The 20,435-nt window shown below is 45.2% G+C and carries 18 protein-coding genes; 8 read left to right on the top strand and 10 right to left on the bottom strand.

Annotated elements, in window-relative coordinates:
- Positions 1 to 49 precede the first annotated feature (49 nt).
- Positions 50 to 2,614 carry a SpoIIE family protein phosphatase gene (locus LFX17_RS16195; RefSeq protein WP_406600710.1) on the top strand — a complete coding sequence of 855 codons (2,565 nt, stop codon included), beginning with the start codon at positions 50 to 52 and terminating at the stop codon, positions 2,612 to 2,614.
- Here the strand turns inward: LFX17_RS16195 and LFX17_RS16190 are convergent.
- The 3 genes from LFX17_RS16190 to LFX17_RS16180 are packed head-to-tail and all read right to left on the bottom strand — an operon-like array spanning position 2,611 to position 6,374.
- On the bottom strand, positions 2,611 to 3,486 hold the full coding sequence (locus LFX17_RS16190; protein WP_238747331.1) for a ribose-phosphate pyrophosphokinase: 876 nt from the start codon (positions 3,484 to 3,486) through the stop codon (positions 2,611 to 2,613). The two genes, LFX17_RS16195 and LFX17_RS16190, sit on opposite strands and share 4 nt — an antisense overlap.
- An 8-nt stretch (positions 3,487 to 3,494) precedes the next feature.
- Entirely contained in the window at positions 3,495 to 4,997 is a 1,503-nt protein-coding gene (locus LFX17_RS16185; protein ID WP_238747329.1) for a thymidine phosphorylase family protein, read from the bottom strand.
- Between the two features lie 6 nt (positions 4,998 to 5,003).
- Positions 5,004 to 6,374: an MBL fold metallo-hydrolase RNA specificity domain-containing protein gene (locus LFX17_RS16180; RefSeq protein ID WP_238747823.1), complete on the bottom strand. Its 1,371-nt coding sequence runs from the start codon at positions 6,372 to 6,374 to the stop codon at positions 5,004 to 5,006.
- 456 nt (positions 6,375 to 6,830) lie between these two features.
- Here LFX17_RS16180 and LFX17_RS16175 point away from each other — a divergent pair, with 456 nt between their 5' ends.
- Both LFX17_RS16175 and LFX17_RS16170 read left to right on the top strand, forming a co-directional pair.
- Positions 6,831 to 7,754 (top strand): lipase family alpha/beta hydrolase, encoded by a 924-nt coding sequence (locus tag LFX17_RS16175; protein ID WP_238731145.1) that lies wholly within the window; start codon positions 6,831 to 6,833, stop codon positions 7,752 to 7,754.
- A gap of 136 nt (positions 7,755 to 7,890) precedes the next feature.
- Entirely contained in the window at positions 7,891 to 8,946 is a 1,056-nt protein-coding gene (locus LFX17_RS16170) for a 2-dehydropantoate 2-reductase (protein WP_238747328.1), read from the top strand.
- On the opposite strand, the gene LFX17_RS16165 is transcribed toward LFX17_RS16170, so the two are convergent.
- The 3 genes from LFX17_RS16165 to rssA are packed head-to-tail and all read right to left on the bottom strand — an operon-like array spanning position 8,943 to position 11,454.
- Entirely contained in the window at positions 8,943 to 9,557 is a 615-nt protein-coding gene (locus LFX17_RS16165) for a DUF2062 domain-containing protein (RefSeq protein WP_238747327.1), read from the bottom strand. The genes LFX17_RS16170 and LFX17_RS16165 overlap by 4 nt on opposite strands.
- Positions 9,558 to 9,566: 9 nt before the next feature.
- The gene (locus LFX17_RS16160) at positions 9,567 to 10,427 is read right to left on the bottom strand and encodes a tetratricopeptide repeat protein (RefSeq protein ID WP_238731141.1); all 861 of its coding nucleotides are present in this window, start codon (positions 10,425 to 10,427) and stop codon (positions 9,567 to 9,569) included.
- Positions 10,428 to 10,485: 58 nt separating this feature from the next.
- A complete protein-coding gene (gene rssA / locus LFX17_RS16155) occupies positions 10,486 to 11,454 on the bottom strand; it encodes a patatin-like phospholipase RssA (protein WP_238747326.1) in 969 nt (322 codons plus the stop codon).
- A gap of 155 nt (positions 11,455 to 11,609) precedes the next feature.
- On the opposite strand from rssA, the gene LFX17_RS16150 reads away from it, so the two are divergent.
- The gene (locus LFX17_RS16150) at positions 11,610 to 13,709 is read left to right on the top strand and encodes a SpoIIE family protein phosphatase (RefSeq protein ID WP_238731135.1); all 2,100 of its coding nucleotides are present in this window, start codon (positions 11,610 to 11,612) and stop codon (positions 13,707 to 13,709) included.
- Here the strand turns inward: LFX17_RS16150 and LFX17_RS16145 are convergent.
- The 3 genes from LFX17_RS16145 to LFX17_RS16135 all read right to left on the bottom strand — a co-directional run bounded on the left by LFX17_RS16145 (position 13,706) and on the right by LFX17_RS16135 (position 15,622).
- Positions 13,706 to 14,122 carry a MaoC family dehydratase gene (locus LFX17_RS16145; protein ID WP_238731134.1) on the bottom strand — a complete coding sequence of 139 codons (417 nt, stop codon included), beginning with the start codon at positions 14,120 to 14,122 and terminating at the stop codon, positions 13,706 to 13,708. The genes LFX17_RS16150 and LFX17_RS16145 overlap by 4 nt on opposite strands.
- Before the next feature lies 1 nt (position 14,123).
- The gene (locus tag LFX17_RS16140; RefSeq protein WP_118954895.1) at positions 14,124 to 14,576 is read right to left on the bottom strand and encodes an FAS1-like dehydratase domain-containing protein; all 453 of its coding nucleotides are present in this window, start codon (positions 14,574 to 14,576) and stop codon (positions 14,124 to 14,126) included.
- A gap of 116 nt (positions 14,577 to 14,692) precedes the next feature.
- Positions 14,693 to 15,622: an alpha/beta hydrolase gene (locus tag LFX17_RS16135; RefSeq protein ID WP_238731132.1), complete on the bottom strand. Its 930-nt coding sequence runs from the start codon at positions 15,620 to 15,622 to the stop codon at positions 14,693 to 14,695.
- Between the two features lie 71 nt (positions 15,623 to 15,693).
- On the opposite strand from LFX17_RS16135, the gene LFX17_RS16130 reads away from it, so the two are divergent.
- From LFX17_RS16130 to LFX17_RS16115, 4 genes are all read left to right on the top strand, one after another.
- Positions 15,694 to 18,042 carry a sulfatase gene (locus tag LFX17_RS16130; RefSeq protein ID WP_238747325.1) on the top strand — a complete coding sequence of 783 codons (2,349 nt, stop codon included), beginning with the start codon at positions 15,694 to 15,696 and terminating at the stop codon, positions 18,040 to 18,042.
- A gap of 84 nt (positions 18,043 to 18,126) precedes the next feature.
- A complete protein-coding gene (locus LFX17_RS16125) occupies positions 18,127 to 18,603 on the top strand; it encodes a MarR family winged helix-turn-helix transcriptional regulator (protein WP_238731129.1) in 477 nt (158 codons plus the stop codon).
- A gap of 62 nt (positions 18,604 to 18,665) precedes the next feature.
- The gene (locus LFX17_RS16120; RefSeq protein WP_238747324.1) at positions 18,666 to 19,175 is read left to right on the top strand and encodes an LIC10604 family protein; all 510 of its coding nucleotides are present in this window, start codon (positions 18,666 to 18,668) and stop codon (positions 19,173 to 19,175) included.
- A 1-nt stretch (position 19,176) separates the two neighbouring features.
- Positions 19,177 to 19,575, top strand: a complete 399-nt coding sequence (locus LFX17_RS16115) for a DUF3052 domain-containing protein (protein ID WP_238747323.1) — start codon at positions 19,177 to 19,179, stop codon at positions 19,573 to 19,575.
- A gap of 50 nt (positions 19,576 to 19,625) precedes the next feature.
- Here the strand turns inward: LFX17_RS16115 and LFX17_RS16110 are convergent, their stop codons facing one another.
- Positions 19,626 to 20,426, bottom strand: coding sequence for an enoyl-CoA hydratase/isomerase family protein (locus tag LFX17_RS16110; protein ID WP_238747320.1), 801 nt, complete (start codon positions 20,424 to 20,426; stop codon positions 19,626 to 19,628).
- Positions 20,427 to 20,435 lie beyond the last annotated feature (9 nt).

Raw genomic sequence — 20,435 nt, 5'->3', positions numbered from 1 at the left:
AACGGTGGATTCCGATTTTCAAAACAGAACCGAACGTTTTTATAATCGCATCCTCTTATGCGTTTTTTTTCTGATAAGCGCGCCTATCTTTTCATTTCCGATCCAATTGACGAAGGATTGGAAAATTACGGAAGGAAAAAATCTTGCCGCTCCGATCGAGAATTCTTCCTGGAAGGAATTGAAGTCTCTTCCGATTCCGAAAGATACCGTCCGTTCCTTTTCGTTTCCCGAAGGTTTTACGCGGACCGTAACCTTGTTAAAGGTGTTCGATATTTCCGCGCAGGATCTGAACGCTCTTTCCGTCGACGGACTTTCCATCCACTTTCCCCTTCTTACGAACGCGTATGAAATTTATTTCAACGGAGAAAAGATAGGAGAGGGGGGACTGGTCTTTGGAGGAAGAATCGTCAAAAACGGATTTAAAAGACACGTGATCTTTCCGATCCCCGAAAACAAAGTTCGCGTCGGAAGCAACGAAGTCCGACTGATCTTGTCTTCCGATCCGGGCGAGGAACTCGACGCGTACGCGAGTTTCGATTCCGTTCCTCCGATGATCGATTTGCAGTCGCGTAACGCGTCGATCTTATCCGAACGATCGACTTTGATGCTCGCGTTTTTATATCTGTTCGTCGGGTTCTATCATTTCCTATTTTATTTCAAACGTCCACAGGAGAAATACAATCTCTTCTTCGGTCTTTTTTCGATGTTGCTTGCGATATACATTTATCTGAGAAGCAACGCCGTTTACGAACTCAACCTTGATCCGGTCCTCCAAATGAAATTGGAGTATATGGTCGTATTCAACATTCCGACTTTTTTTCTTTTGTTTTTGGATACGTTCTTCGAATCGAAGATCGGTTCCGTGTCTAGATTTTATCAATTCTTTGCCTTTGCGCTTACGTCCCTGATTCCGTTTTGCAATCGTGCGATTTCCGTTCTATTGCTTCAGGCTTGGCAGTATTCGATCTTTCTCTTTGCGTCGTACGCGCTTTACGTTATGATCCGCTCCTTGATCCAAAGGAACCAGGACAGTGTTCGGTTATTCGCCGGATTCATCATTCTTCTGGTATCCGCGATCACCGATCTTGTGGGGTCTATGCAGCTCCTTCCTTATTTAGAAAATTATGGACTTCTAAAATATGGATTTTTTACCTTCGAATTAGGGATCGTGTTCATTCTCGCGAACCGATTTCTCAGGGTTCACAACGAAGTGGAAGAATTGAATCTGGACTTGGATCGAAAAGTCCGAGAAAGAACGGGACAATTGGAAGATACTCTGAATCAGATTCAGGAGTTGAAGATTCAGCAGGACGGGGATTACTTTTTGACTTCTTTATTATTGGATCCGTTGAATCGTTATAAGATTCAGAACGAATCGATTTCCGTGGAAGGTTTCAGCCGTCAGAAAAAACATTTCGAGTTCAAACAATGGAAAAAGGAAATCGGAGGGGACATTATCATCGCCGACGAGATCGTTTTGAAGGATCGGAAATATCTCGTTCTCGTAAACGGGGACGCGATGGGAAAGTCGATTCAAGGCGCGGGAGGCGCACTCGTGTTAGGGGTGGTTTTCAGATCTTTCGTTTCCAGGACAAAGAACGTTAGTTCGTATCGATCCAAGCCGCCTGAACTCTGGTTGAAGGAATGTTTTTTGGAGCTTCAGAACATCTTCGAATCGTTCGACGGATCGATGCTGATTTCCGTAGTCCTGGGTCTCGTGGATTTAGAATCCGGAATATTCTATTTTTTGAATGCAGAACACCCTTGGACGGTTTTATATCGCGACGGCGTCTCCTCCTTTATCGAGGACAAATTGGAACTTAGAAAGATAGGAATCACCGGTCTGGAAAGCAAGATGAAAGTGAAAATCTTCCTTTTGGAAAAAGGAGATACGATTTTTATCGGTTCTGACGGACGAGACGACCTGCTGCTCGGAGTCGATCCGGACGGGACAAGATTGATCAACGAGGACGAATCGCAATTCTTAAAAAGAGTGGATGAGGCCAGAGGCGATCTCGGTTTACTCGTACAAGGACTTCGGAATTACGGAGAACTTACGGACGATCTGAGCATCGTAAAGATGACCTATCTCAAAGAACCGGTTCGACTGGAAAGCGCACCTAAAATTCAATCCTTCGTTTTTCCGGACGAAACGTATCTAAAGTATCTGCAAGCGGAGAACTGGGAACACGCTTTGTATCATCTCGAAAACCTGAAGAACAAGTTGGAAGACGAGACGATGTCTCCCGCGTTTAAAAAGGAACTCGCGAAGATATATTATAAAATCGGCAAATACGAAGAGGCGCTTAATTTATTCGAGGAATTGATTTCCGATTTCCCCGAGGATGTGGAGGCGATGTTTACCGCCTCTTTGATCTACAAAAGGATGAAACGTTTTCGTCAAGCGGTGGAGTTAGGGGAGCGCGTATTACTCCGTGAACCGGAATTCCTGAACAATGTGGCTCATCTCGCCGAATCGTATCTGTTCATTCATAAGAAGGAGATCGCGGTAAAACTTTTGGAAAAAGTGGATCAACTCGATCCGAGTAATTCTCACGCAAAAAAAATCCGCATCCAGCTCGAGCATCCGATTCCAGATCATCGAAACGGTTAAAACAAATTCTCCGCAATCAGTGCGCTTATATCGATACGATTGCTTACGTGATCGATCGTATTCGTAGTAATGATCGGATTCGCTCCGCTTTCGATCAATTCTTGATAAGAATCGTCCGCGAAAATTCCGTGAACACAAAGACAAGCGGGGGCCTGCATTCCGGCATTTTTCAGATGTGCGATCGTTTTGAGCAGAGTTTTTCCCGTGGAAACGATGTCGTCTATCAAAACCGGCGTATGGTTTCGATACGTTTCGATTTGCGGAACGCTTACTTCCACGTCGCGGTCCCCTTTGCGTTTTTTTTCCAAAATCGTAAACGGAGAATCGGATTCTTTCGCGACTTCGCTAACCCATTGACTGCTCTCGTTGTCCGGTCCGATCAAAATCGGATTTTTGACGTTCTTGCGGATATAATCCGCAAAGAGCCGTGTCGCGTGTAAGGTCGTCGCCTTTACGCTGAAAATGTCTTCTAGGTTGTGAATTCGATGCAGATGAGGATCGATCGTCAAAACCGAATCCACGTAACGGGAAATCAAGGATGCGAAATAGCGGGCGTTGATGCCTTCTCCGGGATGAAAGACTTTGTCTTGTCTCATATAACATAGATAAGGCGCTATGAGATGAATTTTTTCGGCACCGAGCAACCTTGCCGTTTCACAGAAAAAGAGAAGCGGGACGATCTTTGTATCGGGGCGATCTAAGGAGCAGACGACGTAGATTTCCGTTTCAGCTAATTCTTCGTCGATTCTAAATTTGGATTCTCCGTCCGGAAATCTTCCGAACTCGGCTTTACCGACCTTTAAGCCGGATCGTTCCGAAATTCTTTTTGTAAGGGCTTCGTTTTCGGGAAATGAAATTAGGATTCGTTTCATAAACTCCTTTATTGAATCGTAATGATTCCGTTTTGAGTATTCAAGTAATCGAAAGCGTATTCTAATTCTCCTTCCGAATCCGAATGAACCGTATAAAGCACGTCTCCTTTTTCGATTTTTTTTCCCAACGGGGAAAGAAAATACACTCCCGCAGAAGAGCTGTTAGGCGCTCCGGCGAGCCGAGCCACCTTTGCGATCTTTCGATTGTCGATTTCGGAAACGACTCCCGAAGACTGAGCGACGACGTCCAATTGAAACTTAGAGGGAGAAGGTTCCTTAAAATTCCCTTGCGCTCTGCAGATACGTTCGAACTTCTCCCATGCTTTTCCCGATTCTAAAATTTCAAGAGCGGATTGAATTCCGTTTTTGTATCGGTGCGGCGCCGCGAACTCGAGCATGGCCGCGGCGATCGTCAGAGCTCTTTGTTTCAGATCCGAGGGAGAATCCGCCTCGTTTTTTAAAACGCTGATACAATCCTTAATTTCGAGAGACGGACCGATTCCTCTTCCGATCGGCTGTGAACCGTCCGATATCAACACCTTGACTTTCAGGCCGACGAACTTCCCGACGACCGTAAAATAGTAATTTAACTTTTCTGCATCTTCTTCCGTACGAACTTTTGCGGTCTTACCGATGGGAATATCGATCACTACGTGCGAGGAACCGGCTGCGGCTTTTTTCGATAATACCGAAGCGATCATTTGTCCAACGCTATCCACTTCCAAGGCGCGTTCGACTCGGATGAGAATATCGTCCACGGGGCTTAAGCCGATCGAACCTCCCCATACGATGCAGCCGCCTTCTTTTTCGACGACGGATTTCATTTGGTTAAGATTCAGATTCACGTTCGTAATCGCTTCCATCGTGTCCGCCGTTCCTGCCGGAGAAGTAATCGCGCGTGAAGAAGTTTTCGGAACCGTTAAACCGGCTGCGGCCACGATCGAAACTACGATAGGAGTCGTTCTGTTTCCTGGAAGTCCGCCTACGCAGTGTTTGTCGACGACCGGGTGTTTGTCCCATTTCAAAACGGAACCGGTTCGAATCATCGCTTTGGTGAGCGCTTTGATCTCGTCCAAATTGAGATGATCGCCGGAACACGCCGTAATAAAGGATGCGATTTCGATATTGGAATATTTTTCGTCTTTGATGTCCTGGATGATTCTTTCAAAGGAATCTTCGTTTAGACGATTTTCGTAAATCTTCGATCGGACGTCGTGTAAGGACAAAACGGGTTTCAGATGCGAAAGAAGAACCGTATCTCCTTCTTTTGCATCAACCGCTTTCCACGCGCTTTCCGAAAGCCCGACTTGTCCGATCGGGAGAATCTTGTTGTCGACAATGTTAAGCGAAGCGATGATTTTATGATCGCCTACGGTTACCTGAACGCGATTGAGAGCGATAAACCCTTCCGATTTACAGGCGGGACAATCTCTTCGGAGAAATACGACGTATTCTTGATTCGTATCGATTCCTAAATTTTTAAGCGTGAGTTTTTCTTTTTTATCGGACATGATCTCTCAGAGTTTGATTTCGACTATATCGAACAAATTAGGAACCTCGCATTCGAATCGAAGACTGTCTTTGAGTTTTACTCGAAGCGTATCGGATGCGCCTTTTTCACCGTGAACGATAAAAACCTTTTCGGGTTTTCGTTTTAAATTTCCAAGCCATTCCAGAATCTCTCTTTGATCAGCGTGGGAAGATAATCCTTCCACGGAGCGGACTTTCGCTTTCACATCGTAGAATCTTCCGTAGATTTTGATTTCAGGATTTCCGTCCTGCAGTTGTCTTCCTCTGGTTCCCAGCGCTTGAAAACCGCATAGAAGAATCGTCGAATTCGGATCTCCCAAATAATATTGAAGATACGTGAGAACTCGACCGCCGGTCGCCATACCGCTGCCGGCGATTACGATTTTAGGAGCGCGGTTTTCCGCGAGTTTATACGTTTCCTTGATCGATTCCGTTTTTTGAAAATTTTCCCAGATCTGCGAACATTCCATCGAAGAAAGTTTATGCCATTTCGTATGAGTTTGAAAAACTTCAAAGACGTTTCGACCCATAGGACTATCTAGAATCATGGGAACGTTCGGAATTTTTCCCATCGATTTAAATTTCCAAAGAAGATACATGAGGCTCTGCGTTCTTTCCACCGCAAAGCTGGGAAGAATAACGGTTCCATCGTTCTTCAGTGTATCGTTTAATATTTCCAGCAGTGCCGTTTCCGGATCGGAAGGATGAATCCTATCGCCGTACGTACTTTCCGTAAAAATATAATCCGCTTGTTCGGGACGATTGGGAGGATACAAAAGAATATCCTTCGGTCTGCCGATGTCTCCGGAAAAAACGAACAACTTGCCGAAGACTTCCAATTCTATAAAGGTCGCACCGAGTATGTGCCCGTTGTATTTCAATCGCACGCGAACGCCTTCTCCAAGATCTTTCCAATGATCCAATTCGATCGGATACAGAAAGGAAAGGGAAGCGATCGCTTCTTTAAGATCGTACAATGGAAGTGCGGGGTTGTGTTTGGAATATCCTCCCCGATTGGCGCGATCGGCTTCTTCTTCCTGAATTTTTCCGGAGTCTTTGAGAATAATCTCCGTAATTTCCAGCGTAGGAGCGCTTCCGAAAATCTTTCCTCGAAAGCCTTGTTTGACAAGTCTCGGAATATAACCTACGTGATCCAAGTGGCCGTGAGTCAATAATACGAAATCGATTTCGGAAGCCCGGACGGGCAGTTGCGCCCAATTCAATAACCGAAGTTCCTTAAGCCCCTGAAACAAGCCGCAATCGATCAGGATCTTAGTCTTACCCGTATCGATCAGATATTTGGAGCCGGTCACGGTTCCCGCCGCTCCCAAGAAATGAATTTGAATGGAAGAATTCATTCTGAAAATGCAAACGGATCGACCCAAAAATGAAATCATAAATTGTCCGAATGGTAGTTGATATATATCACTCGCGGAATAGATCTTTTCCAGAAAAATGAGCAACTTTTGGAGATACGTCAAATGCTTCCGTTATGTGTCATTCTATAGTTCAGTCATGATATTTGGTTATATATCGTTCGTTATGGATAGAATGCGTAATTTTGCCGTTTTGAGACGGTTTTAGACAGGATTGGAATTGATTGAGTTTTATAAAACGATCGGAATGTTCCTAAGATAATGAAATAACATTCGTTATTAAAAAGATGAACTTTTTTCTACGAATCCTCTTGACAGAGAATTCTCTTTGTTTAAATTCTTACTTCGGTGTATCAAACACTACAAGCGAAGAAGACCGAAGCGAATTTCGAAAAGAAATAAAATAGAAGAATAGTGAAGAGAGTTGAGGTATTTGAAATGCGCAAATTAAGCTTATTGATCGTAATGAGTTTCCTATTGACTGGTTCTTTAATGGCTTCCGGCGGAGGGTCTTCTTCGAAGCCTTTATCCGGTTCTTATCCGATCGTACTTTCCCACGGTTTATTCGGATGGGGAACCGATTCCAGCGGAGTAATCAGCATCGTAAACTACTGGGGTGGAATGGACACTTACTTGAGAAATCAAGGTGCAAACGTTTACGCTCCCACAAAAACGGCGGCTCAGTCCAATGAGACAAGAGGCGCGGAACTTAGAGATAAAGTAAACGTCTACATGGCGGCTAACGGTTTTACTAAAGTTCATATCATCGGACATTCGCAAGGCGGATTGGACAGCCGTTATATGGTTTCCAATTTAGGAATGTCCGGCAAGGTTTCCACCCTGACTTCTTTGAATTCTCCTCATAGAGGATCTCCGATCGCGGATATCGTAAACGCTGTAATCCCAAGCTGGGCTCAGCCTTTCGTATCTTCCGTTCTGGGAGTTGTGGTTCAATTGGTTTACGGCGGAGGACAACAAGACGCTGTTAAGGCTCTGAAGTCCTTGACTACCAGCGGAATGGCTTCCTTCAACAGCTACACTCCGAACAGTTCTGCGGTGAAGTATTTCTCTTACGGATCTACGATTACCATTCCGGATCTGATTCAGCATCCTCTGATGGGAATTCTTTATCCTGCTTGCTGGGCGGGCGGAGTTTTCAACGGACAAGGCGGAGACAATGATGGACTGGTTCCTGCAACTTCTCAGAAATGGGGAACTTGGAAAGGCGGTCCTTCTTACGGTATTTTTACGACCGGTGTGGATCACCTGCAAGCTTCCAACACCCTGCTTTCCGGACAAACTTGGTATGACGTAGAAGGATATTTCCTCTCTATGGCTTCCAACGCGAAGGCAAATCAATAAAAAGAATCGTTTCCTAAATTCCAGTAACCGTACAAGATAGGATTCCGCGTTTGGGCGCGGAGTCCTTTTTTTTTTACCGACTAACTGTGTATAGTTGTAGAATTAAATAGCAAATTCGGATTTGATGCCTATCCTTATGGGATTTTCCTTCGCAATTTTGGGCTCCGGAAGCATCGGAACCTATCTCGGCTGCCGGTTATTAGCGGCCGGAAATCAAGTGATCTTGTACGGTAGGGAAAGAATTCGAAACGAACTCAAAACCTACGGAGCGAAAATTACCGATTTTACGAATCACGAAGTTTTACTAAGCCCCGCTTCCATTCCGTTTACCACTTCTCTTTCCGATGTTTTTACCGCAGACGTATTTTTGGTGACGGTAAAATCCAAAGATACGAAGGATCTCGCGCAGGAACTTCGCGGTATTTTGGAAAAACGGCAAAAGAATCATTCCGTTTCCGGTTCGTTGCCCGTTGTAATCAGTTTTCAGAACGGAGTACGTAACGCGGAGGTTTTGCGCGAGGAATTGCGAAATTTACCCGCGGAGGTTTTGGCGGGAATGGTTCCTTTCAACGTGGTTTCAAAAGGGAACGGACATTTTCACCGGGGGACGAGCGGAAATCTCGTGATCGAAGATTCAAAGACTTCGCGTTCTCTCGCTCGTATTTTCAATCGGGCCGGACTTCCGACCAATACGCATAAGAATATCGGGGGAATTCTCTGGGGAAAATTGATTTTCAATCTGAATAATTCCTTAAACGCACTTTCCGGTCTGACTTTAAAAACGGAAATTTCAAAACCCGGGTATCGTAAGATTCTTTCCAAGCTGATGAAAGAATCTCTCGAAATCATGAGGCTCGCGGAGATCCGACCGGTTCGTTCGGGGAAAATGATACCGAGTCTTGCGCCGATCATTTTGAATCTTCCGGATTTTTTATTTTTTAGAATCGCGTCGGGAATGGTAAAGATCGATCCGCAGGCGCGTTCGTCGATGTGGGAGGATTTGGTTCAAAAACGTCCGACCGAAATCGATTCCCTCAACGGAGAAGTCATCAAACTCGCCGACGTGATGGGACATCCCGCGCCGTTGAATCGAGGAATCGTAAAGCTCATCAAGGAAGCCGAATCGAATCCGGAAATTCTCAATCAGAGCGCGGAAGAACTCGCCAGAAAATTGAAGATCGATCTAAATTAGCTTTTGAGAATATTCCAAAAAGAGCGGTTTTTATCCGATTCTTTGCGGACGTATTTCTCTTCCCATTGTTCCAGCGTGATTCCTTCCTTTTCCGCCTGTTTTTCCCGAAACCCGTTGAGCAGCGATTTCGTAAGAGGATAACCGGCGATTGCGGAAGGAATTCCGATCAGAAATCCGCCGAGAAACATGGGGGCGCCCATGTCGTTTATCAAAAACGCGCTCCAATATTTCAAACCTTCGTAGAGTTCGAGAGAACTGGAATGGTCGATGACTTCCAAAATTTTCGCGAAGTTCATGGCGGACATATCCCAACCTAACAAATTGTAGGCGGCGATTCCCGTGACGTAAAAGATATAATAGAAGAACGGAAGGGTGACCGGATTGGTGATCCATATCATCGCGATCGCGATCGGCATATAAAATCGGATTCCGATCAAACGGAGAAGAACCCAAGTGATCAATCCTAGATACATCTGAATTCCGATCAGGGGAGTGAGAGACCAAAAAAGTCCGATCGAAGTTCCCAAACAAACTTCCTTTACGGGAGCGTGCGATTGCTGAAACGGAACGATGATCTGTTGATGAAGGAGTCTATAAACGGCTTTTATCATGTTTGAAAATCAAAGACCGGATTTGATTCTTTCCTTTGTATAAGTCTGCAATGCTTCCAGATATTCCTTGTGAAGAGGAAAAATCGAAATCGCTTTTTTGATTTCGGCTTCCGCTTTGACGGGGTCTTTTCTTTTTTCAAAATAAAATTTCGACAACAAAAAGTGCGATTCGGATTGGAACGGTTTCGCACGGAACGGCTTGGAAATTCCCTTTTCCAAAGAAGCGATCGCGCCTTCGCTGTTTCCTTCCATAATCAGACAAAGACCGAAACCGTAATAGGCGTCCCCTTTATCCGAAAGGGAAATCGCGTTTTGGAATTCGCTTAAACTTTCTTTTCTTAGATTCTGCCGAAGATATAAGGTTCCTAAGTTTTCGTGGAGTAACGCTTCCGAATCCGGACTTTTTTCTTTTGCGAGAATCAGCGCTTCCCGATACGTGGATTCGGCTTCTTTGTAATCCTTATTGGATTCGTATACGAGTCCGAGGCCGCGTTTGCAATCCAGGGATTTGGGATCGAGCGCGAGACATTTTTTGAAGTCGTTCATCGCCGCGTTTTGATTTTTTTGAAGATACCGAATCCAACCGCGCACATACAAAAGTTCCGCGGTGTCTCCTTTCAGTTTCAGATTCGCTTCCGCTTTTTGAAGCGCTTCGACGAGGTTTTCTTTTTCCGTAAGATCCCGGATTTCCAAAACCGAAATGGATTCTTTTTTATTGCAGTTTACTGCGAGAAAAAACAATGAAATCGTAATGAAGGCCGCGCGCAGCAAAAGGTTGAATCTGCGACCGAATCGATTGCCGTTTCGCGTTAAATTCCGGTTTCCTTTCGGAAATCGTTCGAAGTTTTGTAAAGATCCGTCGGTTTTCATTTTTCCTCGCACAGAAAGATTCTAAGACCGTTTTGATAAGCGCAATCCGAAAAAAGGATCAAGGAGGATTCTTCAGAAAACCCGCAAGCAGTTCCGCGGCTCGTTTTCCTTCTTCGATACATTCCTGCGCTCTGTGAAATTCCATCAAACCGATGTTTCGGAGACGGGGTGCGATCGTTACGTCGGGCGGATCTCCCGCCATTCTGCTGCGCGTGATTCGGATCTGCATAACGTTGATGCTTTTCGACATGACCTCGATCATTCCCGGTTTTTCGTCTTTTTCCTTGCCAAGGTTTTCCTCCAAATCCTTACCCCAAAAATGAGAGAGGAAAGATTTGCGGTTGGATTCTTTGGCGACCGATTCATCCGCTTCTTCCTTTCGATCCAAAAGGTCTTGATTCAAGTCGACTGCGATCACGAACTCCGCTCCCATCGCCTTACACAAAGAAACGGGAACCGGATTCACCAAACCGCCGTCCACAAGCCAACGGTCCTCGCGTTTCACGGGTGAAAAAATTCCCGGAAGAGAAATCGAGGCTCGAACCGCTTCCGGAACCGACCCTTCCCTTAGCCAGATCTCCGAGCCGTTGTCGATGTCCGTTGCGATCGCTCCGAATTTTTTTGTTAGGTGATCGAACTTTAGATCCTTGAATTCCTTTTCAAAGAAGTCGAATAGCTTCCTTCCCCCGAGAATTCCGCCTCCGAACGATATGTCCATGAAACCAAGTATGTCCTTCCATTCCAAGGTTTGAACCCATTCTTCCAGACGATCGAGTTTGTCCGCGGCATAAAACGCTCCCACGAGAGAGCCGATCGAAGTTCCGCATATGATATCGGGTTTCCAACCGTAGGATTCTAAAACGCGTATAACGCCGATATGCGACCAACCTCTTGCGGAGCCGCTTCCGAGAGCCAATCCGACTTTCTTGCGTCTACGACCCGATTTCAATACTACCTCGTTCAAGGGAGAAGGGCTTGGATCTGCGGACTGGGGATCGCTTCGGAAAGAATTCTTGTTCTTTTTCAACGTGTTAGCCTCTTTTTTTGGTGAGATTCTTCGAAAAAATAAAAAAGATCCGTCGTATGGAAATTTTTTGCGCCGAATCCTACGTCAGTTGTTATATGCAATTGACGACCCTCAATTGAATTTCCATTTTAATTCGGAACGGATCTAAATTCGAGATGCAATTTTCAAAAATATTCTTTTTCTTAATTGGTCCGTTCGCGCTTATCATCTTAGTCATGATTTCTTCTCCGTGGCAGGCGGGGGACGGACTTAGAGCTTACCAAGGTAAAATCGATCTTCGAGGAATTCAAGATCCGGAATTCGGAATGACCAAGCTCAACGGAGAATGGGAATTCAACTGGCTTCAAGAACCGGACGACGGAGTCGAAAATCATTCCAAAGGATTCATCGGCGTTCCCGGTTCCTGGACGAACGAATCCAAAAATCAACAAGCCTATCCTAAGTTCGGTTATGCGACATACCGATTGAAGGTTTTTTTGCCCGATGTCTGGAAGAAGAAAATTCTTTCCGTTTCCTTGGGAGCCGTAGCCTCCTCTTATCGCGTTAAAATCAACGGTCAAATCATCGGAGAATGCGGAACTCCCGGAGTGAGCGCCGATACTTCGATGCCGAGAATCGAACCGAGAGACTTTTTATTCTTTGCGGACGAGGACGAAGTGGAAATCGAAATTTTCGTTTCCAATTTTTCTTCCACGATGCCCGGTGTGCTGCTTCCCGTTTCGGTCGGACCCGCGAATTCGGCGGGCGTTTCGCGCGCGATCACATTGTTCTTCGATATATTCTCCTTCAGCAGTCTTCTCATCATGGGGATCTATCACATCTTCCAATATTTGTATTTGAGAAGCAGCGTATCTCCTCTCTATTTCGGGATGTACAGCCTTGTGATCTGTCTCCGAACGTCTTTGATAAATTCAAAAATCATCATGTTGTTTTTTCCGCAGATCCCTTGGTCGTGGATCAACAAGATCAATCATCTTACCTTGTCCGTGGCGGTTCCGTTCTTTCTTTTGTTTTTCAGTTCGGTGTTCGCTCCGTATGTGAATCGGAAATTCATCAATGCGGGAGTTATCTTTTCGATTCTATTTTCGATCGTAACCTTGTTCGGAGATATGCAGTTCAACAATCAGAACATATCGATCTATCACTACTTCATTCTTGCGGTGATCTTTTATCTGTTCTATACGATTTTGAAGATCGATTTCGATAAGGAAAGAAATTACACGTATATTCTCTACGGATCGGGAATTCTATTCATCGCCGTTCTAGTGGATTTGTTTTACGCGAGAGTTTTAAAAACGGGAAGTATTCAAACTTCTCATTACGCGCTTGTGTTCTTCGTCTTTTTACAATCGCTTCTTCTTGCATCGGAGCGTTCTAGGAAATTCGCCGAAACGAGGGAATTGGCTTTGAATCTGAGAACTTCCAACCTCGAATTATTCGAGATGAAGGAACAACTCGTTCAAAAGATCGAGGATCGAACCCGCGTACTCAACGACAACATCATTCAGATCAATCGTGAATTGGAAATCGCCCAGAACGTTCAGCGGAAGATTTTGACGCCGCTCGATCGCAACATCTCCGGAATCCGCTTTCATTACGAATATATGCCTTTGGAAAAAGTGGGCGGGGACTTTTTGGACGTATCCGAAATTCTTCCGGGAAAGGTGCGCGTTGTGATTGCGGACGCGGTCGGTCACGGGGTTCAGGCTTCTTTGATGACCATGGCCTTAAAAACGGAATACGAAGAATTGAAGAATCTCGAGAATCCCGCTCAGATCCTCAAGGAATTGAACTTTCGATTCCTGAAAAAATTCGATTCTTTGGAAAGTATCTTCCCTTGTTTGATCGGGGACATCGATACGGAAAAGGAAGAATTCACGTACGCATCTGCGGGACATCCGGATCAAATCATTCAACTGCCCGGAGAATTCCCTTCTCTCATTCAAAAGACCGGACCGATTCTCGGATTATTCGAAACTCTTGAAATCGCTTCCAAGACCGTGGCCTTTCCTACGGGATCGAGACTGTTGCTGTTCTCGGACGGTCTGATCGAAAATCGTATGAAGGATTCCTTAAATACGAAACAGTACAACATGGAACTGATCACGAAAACCCTTCATGAAGGAAGAGAAAGCAGTCTAAACGCTTTGATTCAGGAGATCATCAAGATCGAGGAGTTGACAAGAGGGGAGAATCCACGCTACGACGACGTAACCGTCATAGCGGTGGAATCTTATTCGTCGAGAAAAGTTTAGGCGACCACGACCATTTCACCGGAACATTTCACTTCTCCGGAATCGTCCGCAGCTTCCACGGAAACGGTAATCAACTTCTCACCGTTCTCTTCTTTCTTACGTTTTACCTTGCCGGTGCAGGTAAGTTTTTGTCCCGGTTTGGTCATGTTCTTAAACGTAACTCCGAACTCGCGGATTTGTTTTTGATCCGCCCATCCGGTGCAAAGTCTTCCGAGTTGAGCCATCACATACATACCGTGAGCGATCGTTCCGTCGAGACCCGTTTTACGAGCAAAGTCGGGATCGTTGTGGATCGGATTAAAATCTCCGGAAGCTCCCGCGTATCTTACTAAGTTCGCGTGCGTGATGACGTCCGTTTTTAAAGGAGGAAGTTCGTGTCCGACTTCAATTTTATCAAAATCAATCTTACTCATATCATGCCTCCGGTTTTCTGATAAAGATGGACATTTCCGCTTCTACGATCGCTTCCCCTTTGGAGTTCGAAACCGTAGTTTTGAAAGTCATCGTATCCATTTTTCCGACCGTAACGTTTACGCATTCGCCTTGCGAGGAAACTCTTCCCGGATAGATCGGTTTTAGATAGGTGTATTTTTCCTTTAAGTGGAGAATTCTGGAAGTATCGACTCCCATGTTTTCCATATCCTGCCAAATCTTTGGGTAACCCCAAAATTGAATTACGGTAGGATAAGTAGGGGGGGCGGGAGTGTCTTCGTAGCCCGCTTTTTTTGCGGCTTCCAGATCGAAGTGAATCGGGTTGGTTTCCCCGATCGCCTGACAGAACTCGCGGATCTTTCCTCTTTCTACGTCGAATTCGTAGCGATCCAGTTTTGTTCCAATCAGGTCTTTGGATATTCCTTTTGCTGACATATAAAGTTCCTGAGATTTGTTTTGAAAAAAGGGCTTTCGACCGAATTCAATCTTACCAGAGAAGAAGAATCCGGTCGATGATTTTTTTAGAAAAAACAGAACAAACGTTCTGTCTGTCAATTTGCGTGGGAATCAAACCATTTTTTGAGATCGTTTAAAACCTTGGTTCTGTCTTCTAAGCGTTCGTTCATCGTTTCGTGATATAAGCCTTCGTAAATCTTGAGGGATTTATCCTGAGAACCGACCACTTCGAAGAAGGCCTCGCTTCCGGTGCAATCCGCGATAGAATCCTCTTTTCCGTGAAAAACGTAGATGGGAAGTTTGATTTTTCCCGCGTTTGCAAGAATCGGTTCTTCGCTGTTTAAGAGCATATTGCCCAAATACGCGGACGCCATTCCGTGAACGAGAGGATCTTTCACATACGCGTCCACAACTGCCTTATCATGGCTCAAATGATTTACGTTTAAACCTGTGGGCAGAGTCAGGTTCGGAAGAATATCGGCCATAAAAGGAGCGATTCCTTTTTTGATCTTCATCACGAGATCCAGCTTCACTTTGATAGGAAGGGCGGAAACGATAAGTCCGTTCAAGTTTCCTTGATTGGTTCCTTCTTCCGCATAAAAGGTCACAATGGCCGCGCCCATCGAGTGACCGAGAAGCGTGACTTTGGAAACTTTTTCTTTCTCTTTTGCGATCGCGATCAGTTTATCCAAATCGGAAAGAAAATCCGAGAAAGAATCCACCGCTCCCCGTTTCCCTTCGGAGCGACCGTGCCCTCTCGAATCGATCAGGTAGAACGCGGTTCCCGTTCCTGCGAGCGCTTCGATTAAGAATTCATAACGCCCGCTGTGTTCTCCGATTCCGTGTTGCACCACGAGAACCCGGTTTCCTTTTCTTCCTTCTTTGGGTTGATAAGTCCGGTAGAAGATCTTGGTTCCGCCGCTTCCGACGAACGTATCGTCTTGTAGATTGTAAGAATTACTCCATGACATAGCGGAACGTGTTATAAACGCAAACCGTCCTTTGAAAAGAGAAAAAAATTTCATTTGGGAAAAATTCACCGTAAACCGAGGTTCTTTTCTGTTGTCTCGCGAGCCCGAACGAATTTCCTGGATTCATGTTCTCGACCCGATCGTGTTTCCATTACGGAATGTTCGCGATTCTCATCGTATCGTTTTCGATTTGGATCGGATGCAATCCCGTTCCGCATTCCGAAAAGAATACGGTAAAAGGAGATTTGACCCGTTTACTGGGGAGCGGCGATTTTGAATGCACAGGGGAAACGAATCGTGAGATCGAAAAGTTTCGATTTCATTGGAAAAAAAATCCGGGAAGATATTCCAACCTCAATTCCGCCGATCGCTGGAAGAACGTTCAGATGACTTTGTACACGGACGAATCTTTGTTCATCAACGAATCCCAGGATTCTTTATTCATTCCATCGGGACAAGAATGTGTATTGAAAGCGGAGAAGTTTTTCGTCGATCGCGATCGGCTTGTGTTTCAATTCTATGCCGCACATCTTTCCAACGGGAATTCGTTCGGAGGCGACGGAAATCTAAAAATTTATTTCGACGAAGCGAAAGTTTTTGAACGGCGCCTTGAAAAGAAAAAGGAAGAATGGAATCGTTTTTCGGTTCCGTTACAAACCGCGGAAGCCGAGCCGAAAGTTTCCAAAGCTACGTTGAAAATCCGCTGGGAATCGCAGACGGGTTCCGGATTGTTTTTAGGTTCACCCGTTCTATTCGAAAAACGGAATACACAAAAAAAGAATGTGATCTTGATCGTGATCGACGCGTTGCGTCAGGATTCCTTGTCTTCCGGCGGTTCTCCGTTTCCGACGACTCCGATTTTGGATTCTTTTTCAAAAGAATCGATCGTGTTTCAAAATACGATCGCGAACGGCAATTGGACTAAACCTTCCATGCTTTCTTTTTTCACCTCGGAAATCGCTTCCAATCTCGGACTCGGAAACGCATGGTTTTATACATCGGGACAGCAGCGAAAAATTTTTTATTCAAAAAAGCCGCTTACGATGCCGAACGCGTTTCGTGAAGAAGGGTATTTTACCGAAAGCATCATGAATAACGTTTTTCTAATGGATTATACTTCGGTCGGAGTCGATTTAGGATTTCATAAAATTCAACAAGTCGGAAAGGATACGCTCGATACGGAAGAACTGGTTGCTCGGGCCGAAACGTTTTTCGGAGAACACAAGGACGATTTGTTCTTTTTGCATCTCAATCTGAACACACCTCACTGGGGATATCGCCCCCCCGCTAAATATTTTCAAGAGCTGAAGGAGCGATCCGATCCTTTGTTGTGGGATGAGTTGGACGAATATCAGCAGAAGTATCTCGGAGAAGTTCGTTATACGGACGCGCTCTTAGGGAGAATTTTCGAAGAACTCAAAAAACAAGGATTATACGAGGATTCTTGGATCGTCGTTACGAGCGATCACGGAGAGCTTCTGGAGAAGTCGCATTATTATCATCACCATTTCATCACGGAAACGGTCTATGCCCACGGAGAGACGCATTACGAAAAAGAAATTCGCGTTCCTTGGATCATTCATCCGCCGAAAAGCATGCAAAGTCGGATTCAAAAACGCGAGTTTGCCGATCCGGTTTCTCTCTTGTCGTTGATGCCCACTCTGCTCGGCTTGAACGGGATTTCCTATCCGCCGGAAAAATTAAAAGGCAACGACTATTCCAAAGCGGTTTTCGGACAAGATGGTCCGTCATCCGAGCCTGTCATTTATACGGAAGGTAGATATTCCGAATCCGTTCTAACGAAACATTTCAAATACATACGACGTTATCCCGGTTACGATTCGGTTCGAAGAACTAGGGAAGGGGTTCCGCATAAGATGTCCGAAGAGTTATACGATCTTCAAAAAGATCCGAAAGAACTTCGGAACGTCGCCCTGACGAACACCGAATTATTAAACGAAGCCCGAAACGTTTTGAGACGAAACCAGCTTCATAAAAACGAGTTCGTTTTACGATTGCCTCGATGTGAAGCCGATTGCGAACGGGAGATCCGCCTCTTTTCCAAGGGCGGGATATACCGTTACGACTTTGACGGAGAGTTTAGGGTTTTACAAGAGGATTCGAAAAATGTTACATTCAAAATATTGAATGGTTCGGGCACCTCCGATCGCGTTTTGACCGTTCGGACGGTCGATCCGTTTCCTGATTTCAGACTTCAGATCCTGAAAAACGGAAAACCCGAAGACTATCGAGTCGGTAAATGGGGAATTCGTTCGAGCAAGGCCGCGGAAATATTATCGATCGAACCGAATTACGTTTCCTTGGGACGGGAGCCTTATCGATTTGCGTCCTCCGAAATTCCGTTTTTGTACTATCACACCGGCTTTTCCGGAGGCAAAGAAACGGAAGAAGAGGCGGCAATGGGCAAGGAAGTCCGTAAAATCCTCGAAAGCTGGGGTTATATCCATCAGTAAGTTTCGTTTTTAAAACGATTTAGTTTTCAATGGATTTCGATAATTTGATTTGACTAATCAAACTATTTTCTATAAAATAACCGCGTGAGCGCCGATTTAGTCAGTCAGATCCTGGAATTTTATCCGAGAATTTTCTTCGCTTGTCATACGAGACATGTCGAGGATCCGAAAACGAAGCAGGTTCTGACGGCAAATCAAGCGAGCGTTTTGGATCATCTGGACGGAGACGAACCCGCGAGTCTGTACGACTTGGCTTTACACATGGGAGTGACTCCCTCTACGATGTCGATCACCGTTTCCCGTTTGGAAACGCTCGGTTATTTGTTAAAAGAAAAGAATCCGAAAGACGGAAGGGGGACTCTCATTCGTTTAACAAAGGCCGGAGAGAAGATCAAAAGTAAAAAGTCGGTTCTGGATCCGAATCTCGTCAAGAATCTTCTGAAACGATTGAGTAAGGAAGAACAAGAAACCGCGGTAAAAGGGCTCGGGCTGCTCGCTTTTGCCGCCGAACTGGAAATGAAAAACAAAAGTCTTTCAAGGTCTTGGTCGCGAGGGAAATGAAGACTAAAAAATTATAAAACTAGAATATTCTTAATTATTAAAATATCAAAGAGGTTTTGCGTATGATATACACGATTCTTATGTATGCGGTCGGGTTCTTGGTTTTATTGGTTGCGGGGATTTACGGAATCGGAGCTTCGCTTCCCGTGGAACATACTTCTTATTTAGAGCGGGTGTTTCCGGCGCAACCCGGGACGATTTACGCAATGATTCGCGATTTTAAGCGATATCCGGCTTGGAGACCGAATATTAAAAACGTGGAAGAGATTTCTTCCAACTCCTGGAAGGAAACGGATTCTCACAAAGAAGTTATGACGTTTTCCTTTATCCAAGATCAAAAAGACCGTTTGATCGAATCCAAAATCATGGATGAAGACAAACCTTTCGGCGGTTCTTGGACGTTCGAATTGAGTGAGGCCGAGGGCGGAACCAAATTGAAGATCACTGAAAACGGAAAAGTTTTTTCTCCCGTGTTCAGATTCTTTTCCAAATTTATTTTCGGTCATACGGCGACGATCGATTCTTATTTGGATTTTATGAGTACGGAAATTCAGAGGAAAACGGGGAAATAGTATGGCTGGTTATTCCGGTAAAACATTGGGAGATAAGCTCGGTTTAAAATCCGGCATGAAAGTTTTCTTTAAGGATTTGCCGGATGAAGTTCAAAAAGATTTGAAAGCTCATTTGAGCGAGGTCGAAATCGGAAAAACCTTAAAAGGTACATTCGATTATTTGCATCTATTTACCAAAGAAGTCAAAGAGCTTCAAAAACAATTTCCGAAACTCGTCGAATCTTTGGGTGAAAAGGGGATGATTTGGATTTCTTGGCCGAAGGGTTCTTCGAAGGTTCCCACCGATTTGAACGAAAATATCGTTCGTGAAATCGGATTGAAACTCGGAATCGTGGACGTTAAAGTCTGCGCCGTTTCGGAGATTTGGTCGGGTTTGAAATTTTATAGAAGAAAGACCTGAGCAAGCCCGGTCGTCCCGCGACTTGCAGTCGCGGGAATCGCCCCTAAGGATTAAGCGTAATTCGCTTCGTGTGTGAGGGAAGGTCTTCTTCTTTCTTTGTTTGCCGTCATTGCTTCGAGGAGATTCGGGATCATCTTCGGTTGTAAATGAAACAGTTCTCCGAGTTCCTTCGGAGCGGCCAATGCTGCTTCGATCGCGTCCTTATTCAGTGCTCTTTTGGTTTCAACGGTTGCGGAAGCGGGAATCCGATTGAGGACGTTGATCTTGCTGAGGGATTTCTTTCTCAATTCTTCCAAGGAAGCTCCCACTTCGGTTAACAATCCGTTTTGTACCGCTTCTGCGGGTTTGTAAAGAGCGCCCTCGAGTGCCGCTTCGGATACGGCGGAAGGCAACATTACTTGTCTCATTCTCAAAATCAAGGATCGTGTGATCGGAAGACCGACTAACGGTTCCGCGAATCCGATTCTTCCTTTACCGTCCACCATATAACGATAATCGCATGTATAAGCGATAATGGCTCCGCCGCCTACGGCGTTGCCTCCGACTTCCGCGATCAAAGGTTTTGGAAAGCTCATCAAGGATGTGAACATCTGAAAAATTCCCCCCATGATCTTGGAAATTTCGTCTGCGGAAGAACTGAGAATCGCGTCCGGGTCCAAGCCGACACAAAAATCTCCGTCCGGTCCGTTGATGATACCCGCGCGGATTTCCTGATCCATCGCGAATTCTTTAAGAATGGCGCCCATCTCGTGCATGATGGGGAGGGTTAGCGTCATGGGGCCTTCCGGTAAGAATTTCATGACTCCGATTTTCGAATCTTTTGCGGTGATGATTTCTTTTGCGAGTTTCATACGATTCCT

Origin of the sequence: Leptospira sanjuanensis (assembly GCF_022267375.1) — a bacterium.
In the GTDB taxonomy this organism is placed as follows: Bacteria; Spirochaetota; Leptospiria; order Leptospirales; family Leptospiraceae; genus Leptospira; species Leptospira sanjuanensis.
Note: the sequence above shows the minus strand (reverse complement) of the source record. Positions and strands in the feature narration are given on the sequence as shown.

Coding starts and splice junctions, on each gene's coding strand:
- LFX17_RS16170 (WP_238747328.1), top strand. CDS start 7,891: ATGGGATTTTCCTTCGCAATTTTGGGCTCCGGAAGCATCGGAACCTAT.
- LFX17_RS16160 (WP_238731141.1), bottom strand. CDS start 10,427: ATGAAAACCGACGGATCTTTACAAAACTTCGAACGATTTCCGAAAGGA.
- LFX17_RS16175 (WP_238731145.1), top strand. CDS start 6,831: ATGCGCAAATTAAGCTTATTGATCGTAATGAGTTTCCTATTGACTGGT.
- LFX17_RS16140 (WP_118954895.1), bottom strand. CDS start 14,576: ATGTCAGCAAAAGGAATATCCAAAGACCTGATTGGAACAAAACTGGAT.
- LFX17_RS16115 (WP_238747323.1), top strand. CDS start 19,177: ATGGCTGGTTATTCCGGTAAAACATTGGGAGATAAGCTCGGTTTAAAA.
- LFX17_RS16185 (WP_238747329.1), bottom strand. CDS start 4,997: ATGTCCGATAAAAAAGAAAAACTCACGCTTAAAAATTTAGGAATCGAT.
- LFX17_RS16150 (WP_238731135.1), top strand. CDS start 11,610: ATGCAATTTTCAAAAATATTCTTTTTCTTAATTGGTCCGTTCGCGCTT.
- LFX17_RS16110 (WP_238747320.1), bottom strand. CDS start 20,426: ATGAAACTCGCAAAAGAAATCATCACCGCAAAAGATTCGAAAATCGGA.
- LFX17_RS16135 (WP_238731132.1), bottom strand. CDS start 15,622: ATGAAATTTTTTTCTCTTTTCAAAGGACGGTTTGCGTTTATAACACGT.
- LFX17_RS16180 (WP_238747823.1), bottom strand. CDS start 6,374: ATGAATTCTTCCATTCAAATTCATTTCTTGGGAGCGGCGGGAACCGTG.
- LFX17_RS16145 (WP_238731134.1), bottom strand. CDS start 14,122: ATGAGTAAGATTGATTTTGATAAAATTGAAGTCGGACACGAACTTCCT.
- LFX17_RS16130 (WP_238747325.1), top strand. CDS start 15,694: ATGTTCTCGACCCGATCGTGTTTCCATTACGGAATGTTCGCGATTCTC.
- LFX17_RS16165 (WP_238747327.1), bottom strand. CDS start 9,557: ATGATAAAAGCCGTTTATAGACTCCTTCATCAACAGATCATCGTTCCG.
- LFX17_RS16190 (WP_238747331.1), bottom strand. CDS start 3,486: ATGAAACGAATCCTAATTTCATTTCCCGAAAACGAAGCCCTTACAAAA.
- LFX17_RS16120 (WP_238747324.1), top strand. CDS start 18,666: ATGATATACACGATTCTTATGTATGCGGTCGGGTTCTTGGTTTTATTG.